Annotated in this window: 9 protein-coding genes; 3 read left to right on the top strand and 6 right to left on the bottom strand. The window is 33.8% G+C overall.

What is annotated here, in order from left to right; translation table 11 throughout:
- Nucleotides 1-3: 3 nt before the first annotated feature.
- The 5 genes from ACNO7W_RS01885 to ACNO7W_RS01865 all read right to left on the bottom strand — a co-directional run bounded on the left by ACNO7W_RS01885 (nt 4) and on the right by ACNO7W_RS01865 (nt 13,463).
- Nucleotides 4-1,482: a RagB/SusD family nutrient uptake outer membrane protein gene (locus ACNO7W_RS01885; RefSeq protein WP_417936787.1), complete on the bottom strand. Its 1,479-nt coding sequence runs from the start codon at nt 1,480-1,482 to the stop codon at nt 4-6.
- Nucleotides 1,483-1,493: 11 nt separating this feature from the next.
- Nucleotides 1,494-4,538: a SusC/RagA family TonB-linked outer membrane protein gene (locus tag ACNO7W_RS01880; RefSeq protein WP_417936786.1), complete on the bottom strand. Its 3,045-nt coding sequence runs from the start codon at nt 4,536-4,538 to the stop codon at nt 1,494-1,496.
- A 239-nt stretch (nt 4,539-4,777) separates the two neighbouring features.
- On the bottom strand, nt 4,778-7,618 hold the full coding sequence (locus ACNO7W_RS01875) for a triple tyrosine motif-containing protein (protein ID WP_417936785.1): 2,841 nt from the start codon (nt 7,616-7,618) through the stop codon (nt 4,778-4,780).
- Nucleotides 7,619-7,830: 212 nt separating this feature from the next.
- The gene (locus ACNO7W_RS01870; protein WP_417936784.1) at nt 7,831-8,517 is read right to left on the bottom strand and encodes a hypothetical protein; all 687 of its coding nucleotides are present in this window, start codon (nt 8,515-8,517) and stop codon (nt 7,831-7,833) included.
- A 2-nt stretch (nt 8,518-8,519) separates the two neighbouring features.
- Complete coding sequence (locus ACNO7W_RS01865) at nt 8,520-13,463, bottom strand: putative Ig domain-containing protein (protein WP_417936783.1); 4,944 nt, start codon at nt 13,461-13,463, stop codon at nt 8,520-8,522.
- An 861-nt stretch (nt 13,464-14,324) separates the two neighbouring features.
- On the opposite strand from ACNO7W_RS01865, the gene uvrA reads away from it, so the two are divergent.
- A complete protein-coding gene (gene uvrA, locus ACNO7W_RS01860; RefSeq protein ID WP_417936782.1) occupies nt 14,325-17,144 on the top strand; it encodes an excinuclease ABC subunit UvrA in 2,820 nt (939 codons plus the stop codon).
- 5 nt (nt 17,145-17,149) lie between these two features.
- Here uvrA and ACNO7W_RS01855 read toward each other — a convergent pair whose 3' ends face one another.
- Entirely contained in the window at nt 17,150-17,449 is a 300-nt protein-coding gene (locus ACNO7W_RS01855) for a hypothetical protein (RefSeq protein ID WP_417936781.1), read from the bottom strand.
- A 527-nt stretch (nt 17,450-17,976) separates the two neighbouring features.
- Between ACNO7W_RS01855 and ACNO7W_RS01850 the strand changes: the two genes are divergently transcribed.
- Both ACNO7W_RS01850 and ACNO7W_RS01845 read left to right on the top strand, forming a co-directional pair.
- On the top strand, nt 17,977-18,276 hold the full coding sequence (locus ACNO7W_RS01850) for a transposase (RefSeq protein ID WP_417936780.1): 300 nt from the start codon (nt 17,977-17,979) through the stop codon (nt 18,274-18,276).
- The gene (locus ACNO7W_RS01845) at nt 18,237-18,371 is read left to right on the top strand and encodes a transposase (protein WP_417936898.1); all 135 of its coding nucleotides are present in this window, start codon (nt 18,237-18,239) and stop codon (nt 18,369-18,371) included. The genes ACNO7W_RS01850 and ACNO7W_RS01845 overlap by 40 nt, the downstream gene beginning before the upstream one ends.
- The last annotated feature ends 327 nt before the right edge of the window (nt 18,372-18,698 follow it).

The raw sequence follows: 18,698 nt of genomic DNA, 5'->3' as shown, positions 1-18,698 counted from the left end.
TTTTTAATATCCAGGGTTTTGTTCCCAATTTCCATTTGCAAATTGAATTTCTTCGATTGGAATAGGGAATAATTCATTTTTCCCAGCTTTAAATCCTTCAATTTCTTGAGCCGCTTTTCCCGTTCTTACTAAATCGAAGAAACGATGACCTTCACCAACTAATTCTATTCTTCTTTCAGCCAAAATAAAATCGGTTAAAGCAGCCCCAGAAGCGGTTATATCGTGGTTTAAATCTCCAAAAGCACGTCTGCGTACTTGATTCAGATAGTCTTTTGCTTTACTATCGTCAATTCCTCCTCTACTGTAGGCTTCTGCAGCCATCAGTAAAACATCAGCATAACGCATGGCTCTGTAATTGTTTGGATTTGTTAAGTTTCTATCACCTTGAGCATTCGCGCTTCTTATTCTTGGGATATACTTTCTATTATAAAATCCTGTATGCTCATTACCTTTGCTAAAAGTAGCTCCAGTACTTGCTGCCCAAGCTTCAATATCTAAAATAGCCACTGCTTTTCTTCTATCACCAGCTTCAAAAGCATTCACGATTTTTTGCGTAGGAACATTAAAACTAAAGCCAGATGTAAACAAAGAACCTGTATAATCTCTTGGCCCATTGAAACCTACTGCAATATTACCTTCACTGCATTGGAAACATCCAAAACCGGCACCCTCAACATCAGTATATTGTACTTCAAAAAGAGATTCTAGTCCATTTTCTCCTGCATCTTCAAATATTGAATTATAATCCGTCACTAATGAATATGAAGATGTTGAAATTAAACTTTCAAAAGTAGATGCTGCTAGTACAAATTTATTTTGATACAAATACACTTTTCCTAGAAGTGCCAAAGCAGCTCCTTTGGTTGCTCTTCCTTTTTGTGAAGCAGTAGGCGACAAATTATCTTTCGCAAAAATTAAATCTGCTTCGATTGATGCATAAACATCACTAACTGAAGAACGTGGAATTGATTTTTCGTCTCCAACATTAAATCGTTTATCTCCGTTCAAAGGAATACCTCCAAACCATTTCACCAATTCAAAATGATAGTAAGCTCTCAAAAAACGAGCTTCAGCAATCACTTGATTCTTTCCTACAAAATCCGTTTTATCTTTAAATTCAAGGATATAATTGCAGCGTTGAACTCCAGCAAACATATAATCCCACAAACTTTTAAGTTGAGCGTTTACCGGCGTATGAATCATATCGTCAATTTGCTGATAACCCGGAACATCAGTGGCGTTACCTCCCCCAGCGAGTGTATTATCGGATGCGATTTCTCCCATCAAAACATTTACAAAAGTGGATTGCAGTAAGTCATAGGCTCCAATTAATGCATTATCATAATCAGTTTTCGAATTAAAATAATTTTCAGAACCGACAGAATAAACGGGGTCACGATTCACAAATTCATCAGAACAAGAAATGATCGTTGTCGAGAAAATGGCTATCGTTGCTATAGTTATAAGTATATACTTTTTCATTATAATATAAATTAAAAATTAATATTTAAACCCACCATGTAGGTTCTCGGAATAGGATAGAAACCATAATCGATTCCGCCACCGATTGGGGCTCCGTTAGATGCTCCGGGATCATATCCTTTATATTTTGTGAAGGTGTATAAGTTATTTACTCCAGCATATAATCTCAGTTTAGTCAATCCTGCTTTTTCAGCATATTTTGGATTCAATGAATATCCCAATTGTATATTTTGGATTCTTAAATAAGAAGCATCTTCAACAAAATAATCAGAAAAAACAGTATTAGCAGTCGAACTTGTCGTTACTCTTGGAACTGAATTACTTGTTCCCTCCCCAGTCCATCTGTCCAAAACATATCTAAAATGGTTTGCATCTGTAACATCTCTTTCATAATTTCTTACCATGTCATTTCCAACAGATGCAAAAGTGTAGGCTGAAAAATCAAGGTTTTTATAATTTAATTGCAAATTGAAACCCATAGTTGCGCTTGGGATTGGATCACCAATATTTGTTCTGTCCTTAACATCAATTACATTATCTCCATTCACATCTGTATAACGAATATCTCCAGGCGCGGCATTTGCTCCTAAAGCGAGTTGCGAAGGGCGTGCATCAACTTCTTCTTGATTTTGAAAAATACCGTCTGTTTTATATCCATAAAAATAACCTATTGATTGTCCTACTTCCATTCTTGAAGGCGCTGGTTGGCCCACACCAAAAGAACCGCCTTCAATAAATCCTGTTCCGTTGTTTACTTCTAGCACTTCATTTTTAAGGAAAGTGACATTGTACCCCACACTCATGGAAAAATTATCAGAGAATTTATTTTTGTAATCAATAGAAAATTCAAGTCCTGAATTTCTAACAGTTCCGGCATTGATAGTTGGAGCACTTGCACCAGGAGCACTGATCCCAATGATTCCTGAAACCGGTATATTTGGAATTAATAAATCAGCTCTGGTATCAATAAAATAATCCGATACAATTGAAACCTTATCATTGAATAATTTCAAATCTAAACCGACATCGAACTTTCTTGCCTCTTCCCATTTTAAATCGGGATTAGGGATTTGTCCTGATGCGGAGCCATTAACTAAAGCACCGTCAAAAACATAAGTCGCTTCTCCTGTTAATTGAGAAATATAACCATTATTTGGTATTTGATCATTTCCTAAAGTTCCGTAACTTCCTCTCAATTTCATGAAATTAATAAAATTAGATTCTCCATAAAATCCTTCATCAGAAATCACCCAACCTGCAGTAAATGAAGGAAAATAACCTATTTTATTTCCTGGTCCAAATTTTGTTGATGCATCACGTCTTATCATCGCGGATAAAAGATATTTCCCTTTATAATCGTATTGCGCTCTACCAAAATAAGAAAGTCTTCTTTCATCATAACTATAGGAGCCGTTAGTTTTAGCATTCAAAATTCCCGTTGTTAATGAAATATCGGCAAAATCCCATGAGTTATTAGGAACATCATATCCTGTTGCGAACAAACCATTTCCCCATTGTTTGTAAATCGTATTTCCGATGGTTGCAGCAAAATTATGGCCTTCGCCTACTTTTTTGGTATACGTACCATAAATATCAAAAGAATAATCATTGTCGTTTATTGCGTTTTGAGAAACAGAACTTCTTGCTACATCAAAAACTTTTCCTCCATAATTAATTTCTTTCGCAAAACTTCTTGATTTGCTGTTAGATGTGTTAAACCCCATAGAACTGGATAAAACAAAATCTTTGAAAATTTTATAATCTAAACCAAAATTTCCATTTAGTTTTTTGAAATTATAATCATTGTAAGTATTAGCAATCTGAGCTAACGGATTTATAATTTCTATACCTAAACCAGTTGTAGGTGCCAAAGTAAAATCACCATTGCTGTTGTAAGGACTTAAAGTTGAAGGGATATTAAGTGCATTAAAAAGTACGGAAGCTAATCCATTCTCATTTAATGACTTTCTATTGAAATAAGTATAAATAACATTGGTTTTTAATTTCAATTTTTCTGATAAATCAGCGCCTAAAGACACTCTTGCCGTATTCCTTAAAAAACCAGATTTACTTCCGCCGATAATTCCTTCTTGATCCAAGTGAGAACCACTTACCGCATAAGTAACTTTATCCGATCCTCCTGAGATGGATAAATCATGACTTATTATTGGTACTCCGGTATTAAAAACTTCGTTTTGCCAGTTAGTTCCTTTACCTAAACCGCTAACATTAGGGTAAGGAAGTGCTTTTCCGCCATTAGCATAGCTTTCGTTTAATAACAATGCATATTCCGTTGCATTCAATGTCGGAAGCGTTCTGGAAGTTTCTTGAAATCCGGTATAGGTATTTAAAGAAATTTTAGTTTTAGCATTCTTCTTACCTGTTTTGGTTGTCACCAAAATGATTCCGTTTGCACCTATCGTCCCATATATAGCAGCTTGTGCATCTTTCAGAACCGTAATTGATTCCACATCATTTGGATTTAACAAACCCAATTCACCAACATAACCATCTATAATAGTTGTAGGTCCATTTTGTCCATTGGTAGCAATTCCGCGAATACGTATATCCAAAGCTGCTCCGGGAGCACCTGATGTTGTTGTAACATTGACCCCAGAAACAGTTCCTTGCAATGCTTGTTCAATTTTTACTGGTTTTAGAATTTCTAATGTTTTACTATCCACCACTGAAACTGCTCCGGTAACTTGTCGTTTTTTCTGAGTCCCGTAACCAATTACAACCACTTCTTCTAAACTTTTAGCATCTTCTTGTAAAGAGACACTAAGTGTCATATTATTAGATATGACTTTATATTCAAAATTTTTATATCCTAAATAAGAGAATACAACTGTAGCGCCGGACGGAATTCCCTTTAAGGAAAATTTACCGTCAAAATCTGTGGCAGTTCCTTTTGTGGCATTTTTAATTTGAACATTTACTCCTGGTATGGGTAAACCAGAACCTTTTTCTTTTACAATTCCTGCTAAATCAAAACTTTGGGCAAAACCTAAAGTAGAGAGAAATAGAAAAATAATTAATAGATAGTTAGACTTCATATATTTATGTTTTTTGTGAAATCTAAATTTAGAAGTAAGAAGTAATAATAAATTAAAAGGAACCTCAACAAAAAACATACAAAGCAAAAAAAAATGCATTAATTTTTCAATTCCTTAAAAAAGACCAGAATTTAGTACGAAATTAAGAATGTTCTATTTTATTTAAACTATCGAAAAGCAACAACATTAACGTTAATGTTGTGGTGATGTATAGTTATTACACTAGAATGAGTTATAAACTACACAGCCAAAATGTACTCAACAAGACCTTGTTCGTGCGACAACTCCATTTTTTTACGCAAACGATATCTTTTTATTTCAACGCTGCGTACCGAAATATTCAATAAAGGAGCTACTTCTTTGGAAGAAAGATTCAGCCTCAGGTACGCACAAAGTCTCAAGTCATTTGGGGTTAATAAAGGATGGGCCAATTTTATTTTTTTCAAAAAGTCTTTGTCGGCATTATCAAAAGCTTCTTTAAAAACACTCCAAGTATCATCCTCAGTAATGTTTTTATTAATTGTAGATATGACTGATTTAATGCTTCTGTTTCCATCGTCTGAAGTTTTCTTCAAGTCTTCCTTGATGAAAGCCAACAATTCATTTTTACTATTCAGACTCATTGTGGAAACAGCCAATTCTCTATTTTTAGTATCAACATCCAGAGAAAGCTGTTCGTTTCTAACACGCATTATTTCTTGTTCGTTTTCCAGCTCTTTTATTTCCAATAAAAGATTATTTTCCTCAATTAACTTTTCTTTTTGTTTTTGATAATAATTTTTATACGTTTTATGGATAAATCGCGCCAAAACAAGACTCATAATTATATAAATAAAAATAGCCAAATTCGTTTCGTACCAAGGTTTTAGAATTGCAAAAGAATAAATCGCCGTATTTTCAAGAAAAGAATTCGCAAATTTAGCTCTCACTTTAAATACATAATCCCCCGGAGGCAAATTTTTAAAATTCATAGTGGTTTTTGCACTCCATTCACTCCAATTATCCTGAAATCCTTCTAATAAATACTGATATTCAGCATTGATATACTTATTATACTCTGGAACAGTATAATTGAACGTTATATTATTCTCATCATATTTGAATCTTCCAGATTCTTGAATAGAGCTGTTTTTAACGCTTTCATTCAACTTATTAGTGGCAATATTAGATATTGAAACGTTATAATTTTTAAAACTCAAATCATTGATACTCATCGTATAATACCCATCAGTTGTGCCGATAAGGTAATCAGAATTTGAAATCTGCGCTATATTCTCATAGCCTAACATTGAATTAGTCAATGAAGCCGGAATAGGAATTACATTTTGTTTCAGTTGATTACTCAATTTACTTAATGAGAAATAATGAATGTAATTTTTAGAAAACAACCATATTTTATTGGAGCTATCTACAATTAATTTACCGGACGTATATTCGTCTTTTTCAAAAACAGAACTCAACAATTTATCTTTTTCAAATTGTTTTGTTTTATTATTTAATTTAAAAATTCCCTCTTTATAGGCATAGTAAATCGTATTATTAAATTTTGTCAAGCTGGCATTTTTCCCTTTCTTTGGCTGTTCATAGGTAGTAAAAGGTTTGGTTTTAAACAATTTATTATCCAACTGCAGTCTAAAAACCCCTTTGTATTCGTGACTTACGTACGCTTCAAGCGCATTGGTTATTTCGAAATATCTTGCAGAATAATCAAATCCAGCTATTTTATTTCTAAAACGCCACTGATTATCAACTTTTTCTAATACTGAAATTCCATAGTAATTTCCTTGAAGCAAAAGTTCTTTTTGATTTGGAACCGTTTCAAATTTCCATGTTCCTGATTTGGGAAATATATTGTTTGCAGAAGCATTTTCAATAATAAATGTTCCTGAATCATGGCCACAAAACAATGTTCCATCATATTCAAACAGAGACCAGACTTGGCCTTTAGTGCCATTAACAAATTTGAATTCTTCGTGACTTTGATAGTCTTTATAAAATAATCCTTGGTTGGTTCCTATATATAATTTCCCCTTAAACAATTTAGAGGTATATACCGTTCCTAAAATCCCTGTGTCATCAACAAAATTTTGAATAGGCGACTGAAGATTAATACAATTAATTCCGTTATCTAAACCCACCCAAAGATTTTTATCTACATCTTCAAACAAGGACAAAGCGGTATTATTACTCAATCCTTTATTTTGGGATATATGATACTTCATTTTACCTTCTTTGGTCAAAACAAAAATCCCATTAGAAACCGTACCAATAGCATAACTACCGTCTGAAAGTAATTGACTGCTATAAACACTATTCGCCGTCATTTCCGAATCTGCTTCGGTAGAAAATTTAGATACATTTGTCCCTATTAATTTATAAAACCCGTTGAGTTGTGTCTGAATTAAAAGGCCTTCGTCTATTGCAAAAACATTGACAATTCTATTACTTTTTAAAATTGAATTATTAGAAACCAATCGGGCTTTCCCACTTTCTATTTCAAAAAGCCCTTCATTGATTGTTTGAAAGTATATCGAATTTTTAGTCCTGAAAGATTTTGTAATATTATTATTGGGTGCAATTATTTTAAAATTTCCTGTTTTTGTATCATAAATATAAATCCTGTTCAATGATTGAAAAACCACCCATTGATCATAGTTTAATATGTTCCAAAACTGTTCATCATCAAGAATACTCTTTTTTATGGTGTTGCTAAGTGAAGTATATTTTAGCTTTCCATTGGCCTGTCTGTTCCAAAAACCAAATTCCATATAACTGCCCGTGTACACCTTATTCCCAATCACTTTTACGGAACGCACTATAGTTTCGTTTGGCGATGGATACAATTCCCAATTAGACCCATTGTATTCTAAGAGACCTTCATTATTAGCAAAGAAAACATAATTGTGTTGGTCTTGTGAAATCATCCAATTTTGATTTCCTGCTCCATACAAACTTGAAGAGTACTTAATAATTGGTGGAAGCTCTTGAGAAAAAGCTATTGAGAATATAAAAAATAACAGAAAGGTAGCTTTTGTTTTCAAAGAAGATGTGGTATTTAGATTAGAGAATACTAGTGACAAAATAAATCTATTAGTACAGGTTAAAAAATAATAATTCGGCACTAACTACATTATTAAAAAATACAAATCATAAAACAAAAATAAGGTAAAAACCGAAGTTTTGTATCTTATGCTGGGTATTTATTAAAGTAAAATTATTGTAATAAAAACAAAAAGCGTCCCGGATATCCGGGACGCTCTTTTTCAATATGACAATTTTAATTAAAAGAATCTTAATTGGTTCTAAACCTCCAAGTTTGACCAACCGTTTCTCCTCCTTTATCATCTTTAACAACAACTTTCCAATAGTATTCTTTTGAAGCAACAACATTAACATCAAGCGTTGGGGCTTCTTGGTTTACAACTACTTTTTCTGTTGGAGGATTGGTTGTCCCAAAATACACATCAAAAACAAGTTTATCTTTAGTATCAACATCCTTCGCAGTCCATTGCAATTTTGCAGTTGTTGTACTCAAGACAGAGTTCAATTCTGGCAGTACAAGTTCTGGAGAGAAAGGTAAGTAGTTTATCACACCATCTCCCGATGTATAAAAACTAAATATCGTAGAATACGTACTTGATAAATCCTCATTATCTGTTGATTTTACTCTCCAATAGTAAGCAGTAGCTTTTTCTAAGGTAAAATTTTGATACGTAGCCGAACTCTCTGCTGTCATTATAATATGCGAAAAATCTTTGTCTTTCGATACTTGTATCTGATAGATTACAGGATCATTATTAGAATCCACAGCAGCATTCCATTGAAAGCTAACTGCGTTATTGGTACACAATTTATTATTTACCGGAGAAACTAATGTTGGCGTTGTAGGCGCTACATTTACGGACTCTACAGGTGCATCTTCATTTCCACAAGAGATTAGAAAAACGCTAATGAGAGCTAGATATATAAATTTTTTCATCTTTATCTTTTTATAATTTTTAAATATGATGGAGTGTCTAAATACACTTTTGCAATATAAATCCCATCCGTTTGACCTTCAAGACTTAATTTTACGGTTCCATTTTCTAAAGGATATGATTTGCTTGAAATAAACATAGAACTCAAAGAGTATAAATCTATAACAACCTCTTTTCTACTAGTAGGAATTGCAATTTCAAAGCTTCCAAAAGTTGGATTTGGAAAAGCAGCAGAAGAATCCAAAATACCCTCTATTTTTTTAGTATAAGTTCCTTCACATATTTTAGCCGTTTTCACTTCTAACAAACTTTCCTTGTTAACATCTACTGTAAAAGTTGAAAAAGGTGTTTCAAATTGTTCTTCTCCATCTAAATAAACTTTGTAAGGAGCAGTTCCTTCAGTCATTTTAACAGTAACTTTATTAAAAACAACACTAGATTTTCCAGTTATAGTTAATCCTTTTGAAACTACCCCCGTAAAGTTTTGAGCAAAAGATTCTCCTTTAACTGAAATAGAAATAGTATAAACTCCAGTGGCTAAATTAAACACTCTTAAACTGTTAGCAGTAAACTCATAGCTTTTATCATTTATAATTGCTATGTAAGTATTTGATTCAACAGCCTTGATATTTATTTCTCCATTATTCTCACCCAAACACGTTTCACCTATTGTTTCAATGGTAAAATTATTTGATTTGAAATCACGAACAACTGCAATACTTATACTAGTACTGCCGCTTCCAGAACCATTAATACCAGTAACTGTATAAGTAGTCGCTTGACTCATTACTGTAGGTGTACCACTAATTATAGCCGTTGTAGCATCAAAACTCAACCCTGCTGGCAAAACGGGACTAATAGTATAACCATTTGCAGGAACGATACCTCCTGAATTAATCATTGCTAATGGATAAATTGGTTTTCCTACTGGGTAGGTTTGAGCAACAACACCATAACTTAAAATAGGTTCCACAGCAATTTCCACCATCTTCACATCATCAAAGTAATAGATTTTTTCTGTACCTGTAGTACCAAAACCGAAGAAAATAGTAGCTTTATCATACTTATAAGCTAGATTCAAAGCTGAAGTTCCTGAAACTGGTTTTGCAAAATCAAACACTATCGTTTCCCAACCCTTTGCAGTAGTCACAGCAGTTTCTGTCTCTATAGTATGAGTTTTATCTGCATGATCTTCCACTTTCAAACGAACTATGGTTCCAGCATCTGGAGACCACACACGAATACTCACTTTAGTTACACTTGCAGAAAAAGGAATTACACTGCTAAATCCTAATCCAGCTGCTGCAGAAATTGTTGTTCCAGCCCAGCTCTCAGCATTAGCCGCTTTTACCACTTTAGCCACTTTATTTGATACCAATGTTGGATCAACTACAATCGTTGATGCATCAGCACCTCCAAACCCCATTAAAGCATAATCTACGGTAACATCATCAAAAGTAACTGGTAAATTCATTTGTGACAGCACATTCTTAACATCTTTCCAGAAATAAAAATTATCAAGAAAAACAGTAGACCCTTCATTCTCAGAAGTCAACTTCATTTGAAAAACTTTACCCAAATCAACACCTGGTAAAGTGGTAGAATTCAAATCAACATCAAAGCTATTCCATCCTGTTTTAGTAGGTGTGAATTTTAGGGCTGATTCAACACTTCCTCCTGGCGTTTTTTGCACAAGAGCAATGCTAACTGATTTTGAATCATTAAACCATAAATCGATGTGCATTTTATTCATATTCGACAAGTCGAAAACTTCTCCATCAGGAAGTGTCACTCCTTGATAAGTAAAATTTGCTAGTTTTATTGTTAGATCACCTACAACAGTAACATCAGTTACAATAGTTGATTGTCCCCAACATTGGCACCAGTTTCCAGCTTTGTATACTGCATAAGCATCACTAAAAATAGATTTAACATCTGCTGCATTTCTTACAGGAGGTGTTGAAGCTGCAACAGTAGGATTGTCTACTGGAGGAGCTACATAGTCAGGATCATGTAATTTTTTGGCCGAAAATTTAATATCGTCAAAAAATAAAACTACATCAGAGCTTCTAACTGGATCTGTTTCTGATCTGAAATCTGGAAAAACAACAAACTTGTTAATATTTGTAGCATCTCCACTATTGATAAAAGGAGAAATATCAAAAGTCATTAACTCCCATTCGTTTATCTTAGTGTTATTCTTTTTAATTTCGAATGTTGTACCGTTTGTTCCAGTAGCCATTTTAATTCCAACTGGACTAATAACAGATTTGTACACCATCATGGTTACTGTAGTAGATGTAGCATCTAGTTCCCATGTTCCTATAGTTCCGCTTGCGGTTTCACATCCAGCCCAACGTTGTCCTGCTGCAACTGCTGTAAATTTACCCACCTTGTCTGAAGTATTAATTCCAGTTTTTGAAGGGTTGCTTGCGTACTCAAATCCAGTTTGCCCTGGATTTTCAAAAGAATCCCAAGTACCTACAACACTTCCTGTTTCAAAAGAAACCAAATAATTAGTTGATGGCGCTACAGGGATTGAAGCCGATTTTACATCATCAAATAAATAGGTTGAATTGGCACTTCCGTCTCCTACAGTTCCCAAATCAAAAATGAAAACCATATCAGAAGCGGTATTAGTTGTACTCACATTTGTAAAATCAAAAGTAAGTTCTTCCCAAGCATTGGCAGTTGTTACTCCAACAGACTCTTTCTCAAAATTGCCATTAGGACTTTCAAACTTTAATAATAGTTTTTTACCAGCAACTGGCGACCAAACTTTTACTTTGATTATTTTTTTAGTAGAAAAATCAACTGGAGAAGCCATTTTAATTTTACTTCCTGCCCACATTGCTCCAGCACCTTTCACCATTTTGGCAACAGTAGCAGTGGTGTTTATTCCTGTTTTATTTGGATTAGCTATTGTAGTAGCAACCCCTCCGTCAAAATCAACAAAAGTATAAGTTCCAGATTCAAAATCTAATGGAAGAGTTGGACCAGAACCTACAACTGGCGGTGGTGTTGTAGTACTACAAGCTGTCCCAACTTCATATTTAATGTATTTTGTAACCGATTGACCTCCAGCATAAGCAAATTTACAAGCATAGCTTATCAAAGATCCTGCTTTTTGACCGGTTAGTTTTGCTTTGAATATTTTACTTCCAACAGGATCATTAACCATTGCAGATTCTTCAAAAGGACTTTCTTTCCATAAACCAACAACAAGACCATCTTTTTGATCTAACAATTCAAAAGTAATATTTACATCTGTTCCAACAGTTTCAAATTTAGCTTTGTAGCCTGTGGTAAATGAACCTTGACTTGCTTCGGTTAATACGGCATCACAAATAAGTACCGGTGACGGAACCGAAGTTTTTGAGAAAGTAATATTGTCAAAATAAGAAACATTTTGTGTAGATCTAGCTTGATAATCCAATGAGATCATCATTGTTACTATATCGGTAGATTGAATTTTTCCTATTTGATTGTAAAATTCAAATGTTAGCTCTTCCCATTCATTGATTTTAGTGTTTTTTATTTTAATCTCTCCTAGTGATCCTCCATCTGCAACAGCAAACTTTAGTGATACATCACTGATAACGGTTTTGTAAACCATTATTTTTACAGAAGAGTTTTTAGTATCTAATGTAAACTTCCCAATATCATTTGTTTTACATCCTGCCCATGGTGCCCCTGCTACGGTAGCTGTATATTTACCTACAGTTACCGAAGTATTGATTCCAGTAGCATTAGGATTTGCAACTTTTTCGTAACCTACCGTAGGGTCAGTCCCATTTTCAAAATTTACAAATGTCCAAGTAGATCCTTGCTCTCCAGTTTCAAAAGTAACAGGAGCATTTGGTGTTGCTGTTGGAGTCGGGGTCGGAGTCGGAACAGAACCTGACTTATAAAAATACACATTATCAAGATAAACCGTACTATTTTGATTAGGAGATACAAACTTAAATTGAAAAACATTATTCAAAGTAATATTTGAATAATCGGACAAGTTTATATCAAAACTGTTCCAACCTGACAATGTAGGCGTTAATGTTACTTTTTGCTCAATCGGTCCTGGATTAATCAAATAAACGTCAAATGCTGTACAATCTGCTGTCCAAACATCAAGATGCAATTTGGTCATACCAGAAGCATCAATAGCCGTCGCAGGTATAACTCCTTGATAATTAAGATTCGATAATTTTTTCACAGCATCCCCTGTAACCGAAACCTCTTCGGAAATCGTAGATTGCCCCCAATTAGGCGTCCAGCTTGTCCCAGTTATATCACTATAAGCATTACTGAAAACTGACTTCACATCTGTAGCACTCCTAGCGGGTGGCGCTGGTGCTGATGCAGTTGGACCCGTATCTGGCGGTATCGTAGTCGTTTTCGCTGAAAATGTAATATGATCAAAATAACAAACATTTTCAGTACTTCTTGCTTGAAAATCTGGAAAGATTATTATTTGATCAATAATTCCAGTTACTCCTTTACCAATAGAACCTGACATGTCAAATGTCAATTCTTCCCACTCATTTATCTTGGTATTTGCCACTTTTACTTCCGGCTGTGCTTCACCATTCGATTCTGCGAATTTTATTCCAACATTACTTATGACGGATTTGTAAACCATCACTTTTACGATGCAATTGCTAAGACTAAAAGTAAATGTTCCAATACCATTTACACCTGAAGCGTGTGCACTTTCGCATCCTGCCCAAGGCTGTCCAGCCACAAGAGCTGTAAACTTACCCACAGTAGCAGAGGTATTTATTCCTGTAGCAAATGGATTCGCAACTTTTTCATAGCCTATTCCAGTAGAATTTTCAAAAGATGCAAAAGACCAATTGGCCCCGTGCTCTCCTGTTTCAAATGTAATAGGCGCATTTTGTGAAAATCCAAATGCACAAAGCATTAAGAAAATCAACAAGGTAAATTTTTTCATATGGTTAGTTTTTAAGTTTCTCAAATTTAGGAATGAAATAAAAAACCTTCCAAAAAGCAAGTCTGTAAAAACTATACCAACTTATAAAAAATGTAAAAAAGAAAAAACACCTTATAATCAAACGACTAAAGCGATTGCAAAACACTTATTTAGAATGGTCGTAAAATGGAGTATTTAGTAAATAATGATAAATGTTGTGGTAATGTATGGGTAATTACGAAAACGTTATATTAATAATTACTTACTATTATATCGAAATTAAAACAGTAAAAGCAATAAATCTGGTATTAAACTATGTAATCGTAAATATATATAATAAAATACAATTCACTTTTAATGAGAATTAGGCAATCAATTATGCTTATTTTTAGAATTTACAAAATAAGGATTTCTAATAATTTTTGTTCGATGTCAGTTATAATTAACGAGGATTTATATAATTTGTAGTGAAGCATTTTTTAGGGTAATTTATATTCGCCAAATAAAAAACTAGTAAGCAGAACCCAACTCAAATATTATTATGATTACGTATTTCATAAAGCTTTATCTTTCAAAGAAGCGTACTTACAAACAAAATGTTTTTTTTAAATCTTTGACCCTTTGCAGTTCTACAAGAAAAAACAGAATTTAACTTTATCACATTGAGCACCGACTGTAATATTTAAATGACGCATCAAGCAAAAACTCAAATACGGTAAAACATAGCATTAAGCAGTTAATAATAATAATTTGATATTAATATAAATAGTATTTAAAGCAAAAATCACAGAACAGAATTAGACTGTAGACCAATAATTGCATTAAATTCTTTAGCCATTCTCATAGTAAAATTAAGTACTTTTGTGAAAATTAATTTTCAGTATGCCAATTGACATTACCCAACTCGATCCGAAGAAAAATATCATCATAAAAGGCGCACAAGTACATAACTTAAAAAATGTAGATGTTGCGATTCCTCGAAATAAATTAGTTGTTATTACAGGACTTTCCGGATCCGGAAAATCAAGTCTGGCATTTGACACTTTGTACGCCGAAGGACAGCGCCGATATGTAGAAAGTTTGTCATCGTATGCGCGACAATTTCTTGGTCGATTAGACAAACCAAAGGTTGAATATATCAAAGGTATTGCACCTGCAATTGCTATTGAACAAAAAGTAAATACTACAAATGCCCGTTCTACAGTAGGAACTTCAACGGAAATTTACGATTATATAAAACTATTATTTGCCCGAATTGGACGAACCTATTCTCCTATTTCAGGTCGAGAAGTAAAAAAAAATACGGTTACCGATGTGGTTACCGACGTGAAGCGTTTCGATATTGATAGCAAATGGCTGCTCCTAGCTCCTGTTCATCTGGAAGAAGGCAGAAAACTGGAAGACAAACTAAAAGTACTTTTACAACAAGGATTTGCAAGAATTCTGGTTAATAATGAAATGGTTCGTTTGGACGACTTCTCGACTTCGCTCGAAGTGACAAACCAGCATTCTTTGGACAATAAAGATATAAAGCTCATTATTGATAGAATTGTTGTCAATCCCGAAACTTCGGGAGAAGAAGAATTTTATAATCGACTTGCTGATGCGGTTCAAACCGCTTTTTTTGAAGGCAAGGGAATTTGTTATTTACAGGAATTAAATTCGGATAAAAAGTTTTCTTATTCTAATAATTTCGAATTGGACGGTATTACCTTCCTAGAACCAAATGTACATTTATTCAGTTTCAACAATCCTTACGGAGCGTGTCCTGTATGTGAAGGTTACGGAAATATTATAGGAATTGATGCCGAATTAGTGGTACCAAATACGACCTTATCTGTATACGAAAACGCCATTTTTCCTTGGAGAGGCGAAAGTATGAGCTGGTTTCGGGACGAATTGGTAAACAACGCTTACAAATTCGATTTTCCCATCCATAAACCTTTTTATCAATTATCTGAAGATCAAAAAGAATTGATTTGGAATGGAAATAACTACTTCCAAGGCTTAAATGATTTCTTTAAGGAATTAGAAGAAAAAAATTATAAGATTCAAAACCGTGTGATGCTTTCTCGTTACAGAGGCAAAACCAAATGTTATTCCTGCAAAGGCAAACGCTTGCGAATAGAAGCCTCCTATGTAAAGATCAATTCCAAAACTGTTTCTGATCTAGTTGACTTACCTATTAAGCATTTGGTTACTTTTTTCGAAAGTATTGACTTAGATATCCATGAAAAACAAATCGCAAAACGATTATTAGTGGAAATCAATAATAGATTATCCTTTTTAACCGAAGTAGGATTAGATTATCTGACATTAAACAGAAACTCTGCAACACTTTCGGGTGGGGAATCACAACGTATCAACTTAGCAACCTCATTAGGAAGCAGTTTAGTCGGATCCATGTATATTCTGGACGAACCCAGTATTGGTTTACACCCAAAAGATACGGAACGTCTGATAAAAGTATTACTGTCGCTTCGTAATTTAGGAAATACTGTTATTGTTGTAGAACATGACGAGGATATCATGAAAGCGGCCGATATGATTATTGATATTGGTCCAGAAGCGGGAACCCTTGGTGGTAATTTAGTCGCTCAGGGCACATTTGATGAAATCCTAAAATCGACTTCGCTTACTGCGAAATATTTGAATGGCGACTTAGAAATTACCGTTCCCAAGAGACGAAGACCTTTCAAGAATTTTATTGAAATAAAAGGAGCCCGAGAAAACAATCTACAAAATATAGATGTTACGTTTCCGCTGGATGTATTGACAGTTATCACAGGAGTTTCAGGAAGCGGAAAAAGTACGCTAGTCAAAAAAATTCTATTTCCTGCCATGCAAAAAAAGCTGGAGAATGCAGGAGAAAAAGCAGGACAATTTACTGAAATGACAGGTTCATTTTCGCAAATCAAGCATATTGAATATGTAGATCAAAACCCAATTGGAAGAAGTTCTCGTTCTAATCCGGTGACTTATATTAAGGCTTATGACGATATCCGGGAATTGTATGCCAAGGAAAAATTATCAAAAATAAGAGGCTATCAGGCCAAACATTTTTCTTTTAATGTTGATGGCGGAAGATGCGAAACCTGCAAAGGGGAAGGTTCCATAAATGTAGAAATGGTTTTCATGGCTGATGTGCAATTGCCTTGTGAAACCTGCAATGGAAAACGATTTAAGAAAGAAGTCTTGGAAGTCGCCTTTGAAGGTAAAAACATTCACGATATTCTTACTATGACTATTGACGATGCAATTGCCTTTTTTATAGCTAACAAGCAAAGTAAAATTACTCAAAAACTTCAACCGCTGCAAGATGTGGGATTGGGATATGTGCAATTAGGACAATCGTCTTCTACACTTTCCGGTGGAGAAGCCCAGCGTATAAAACTGGCTTCATTCTTGGTAAAAGGGGCAACAAAAGACAAAGCACTTTTTGTTTTTGACGAACCAACAACCGGATTGCATTTTCATGACATTAAGAAACTATTGGCTTCATTTGATGCTTTGATAGACAAAGGGCATTCGATACTTGTAATTGAACACAACCTTGATCTTATAAAATGTGCCGACTGGATTATTGATTTAGGCCCTGAAGGAGGAGAAAATGGCGGACAATTATTAGCTGTTGGAACTCCCGAAGAAATCGTAAAAATAAAAAAATCAATTACTGGAAAATACCTAAAGGATAAATTATAAGGAATCTATTCAGAATAGCATTTTTCTTCAAATGTATTTCCATCTTCATCGATTGCTATCACTATATTTTTTTCTTTGGAAGAAACATAAGTTAAATAAATCCAACCAACGGACCATATCCCTAATGTCAAACAACAAAGTAAAAAATTAAACCCGTGATCTACTTCTTTTCTATCTTTTGATAAAACCGCAAAAGGCAAAGTATCATTTCTTTCTATAATAGTAAATCCATGATGGATTTTATTCGCTAAGATGTTAGAAAACTTTTGTAAACTTTCTTCGTTTATGTATTGATGGCTTTTCATAATCATTGGGGTAAATTACTTTAGCTATTTATTATTGTCTTTAAAAAATATTTTGTAAAATAATATCTGCAAAAATAAGGGCTATACCTCGTTTCCACAATACCCACTTTTAGTGATTTTTATACTTTTTTCAACTTACTTACATAGATACTAATCTTTGTTCTAGCAATAGCAGAGATTCAAAGTTTATTGACATATCAAAAAGGGTAATCTAAATATCTTTGACTTTAAGCTTATCTCTTTCATCTGTTCCAGGGCAAACGCACCAGTATATATTTTTTTAAACCATGTTTAAACTCATGCGTTTGCCCTGTCATCTGTTCACTTGATGTTGTCGTTGTTTATTATGTAAATAAGTCTAAATTATTATTTTACATTTGATAACTAATTTACAAAATAATCTATGAAGCAACAAACAAAATCGATTAAAATCATTTTTAATAAAGTTAAATAATCTAATACTTACAAAAAAAAATTACATTTTAAAAATCTGCAATGAAAAACCAGAAGAATGCAAAACAATAAACTTGTATTGTCAAGATGAGAGCCGATTTGGAATGTTTACTCGTAATGGGAAAGGACTAACGGCACAAGGTGTTAAACCGGTGTGTACTTTTCAGCAAGTTTTTAAAGCTATTTGGCTCTTCGGAGCTTATTCTCCATTCATTGGAGATCATTTTGAACTAGAATTGTCGCACTGCAATTCTGCTAATTTTCAAGCTTTTTTAAACGAATTCTCAAAAGAAAATACAGAAGAGTTTAAACTCATCATTCTCGATAACGGAGCATTCCACAAAGAAAAACACTCATTATTCCAAACAATATAGCACTGCTTTTCATTCCGCCATATTCGCCAGAACTCAATCCTTCAGAAAAAATATGGTGGAGAATAAAAAGAGCATTTATACCATTTAGACTTTAAATTTACTGTGATAAATCAATTTAACTGTGTGCGTCAGTTCGAGTATTTTATTAAAAAATGCGATAGCTTTTTTTAATAAAATGTATCGAGAACCCTAACATTGTAAGCTTCTCGATACAATTTTGAATAGTAAAGCTGTCGCATTACTATTCAAAATCACTCGAAGAGACGTGGTGTTTTTTATTCCAGTAAAATCAAAAGTAAAATGGTATTACTGGAAAAGTATACAAATCACTCAATGGAGTTAGTGATTTTATTGAAAAAGAAGTACGAAAACTAACCAATGAAATTGTAAAGAAAACCTGCGAATTCGAATATATCGTCTCA

It is taken from the genome of Flavobacterium sp. ZB4R12 (genome assembly GCF_048276375.1).
Lineage (GTDB): Bacteria > Bacteroidota > Bacteroidia > Flavobacteriales > Flavobacteriaceae > Flavobacterium > Flavobacterium gawalongense.
This window is presented reverse-complemented; position numbering and strand designations above follow the sequence as displayed.

What these genes read in the sequence shown, in the direction of transcription:
- ACNO7W_RS01855 (WP_417936781.1), bottom strand. Translation starts at nt 17,449, where the DNA reads ATGAAAAGCCATCAATACATAAACGAAGAAAGTTTACAAAAGTTTTCT.
- uvrA (WP_417936782.1), top strand. Translation starts at nt 14,325, where the DNA reads ATGCCAATTGACATTACCCAACTCGATCCGAAGAAAAATATCATCATA.
- ACNO7W_RS01870 (WP_417936784.1), bottom strand. Translation starts at nt 8,517, where the DNA reads ATGAAAAAATTTATATATCTAGCTCTCATTAGCGTTTTTCTAATCTCT.
- ACNO7W_RS01880 (WP_417936786.1), bottom strand. Translation starts at nt 4,538, where the DNA reads ATGAAGTCTAACTATCTATTAATTATTTTTCTATTTCTCTCTACTTTA.
- ACNO7W_RS01885 (WP_417936787.1), bottom strand. Translation starts at nt 1,482, where the DNA reads ATGAAAAAGTATATACTTATAACTATAGCAACGATAGCCATTTTCTCG.
- ACNO7W_RS01865 (WP_417936783.1), bottom strand. Translation starts at nt 13,463, where the DNA reads ATGAAAAAATTTACCTTGTTGATTTTCTTAATGCTTTGTGCATTTGGA.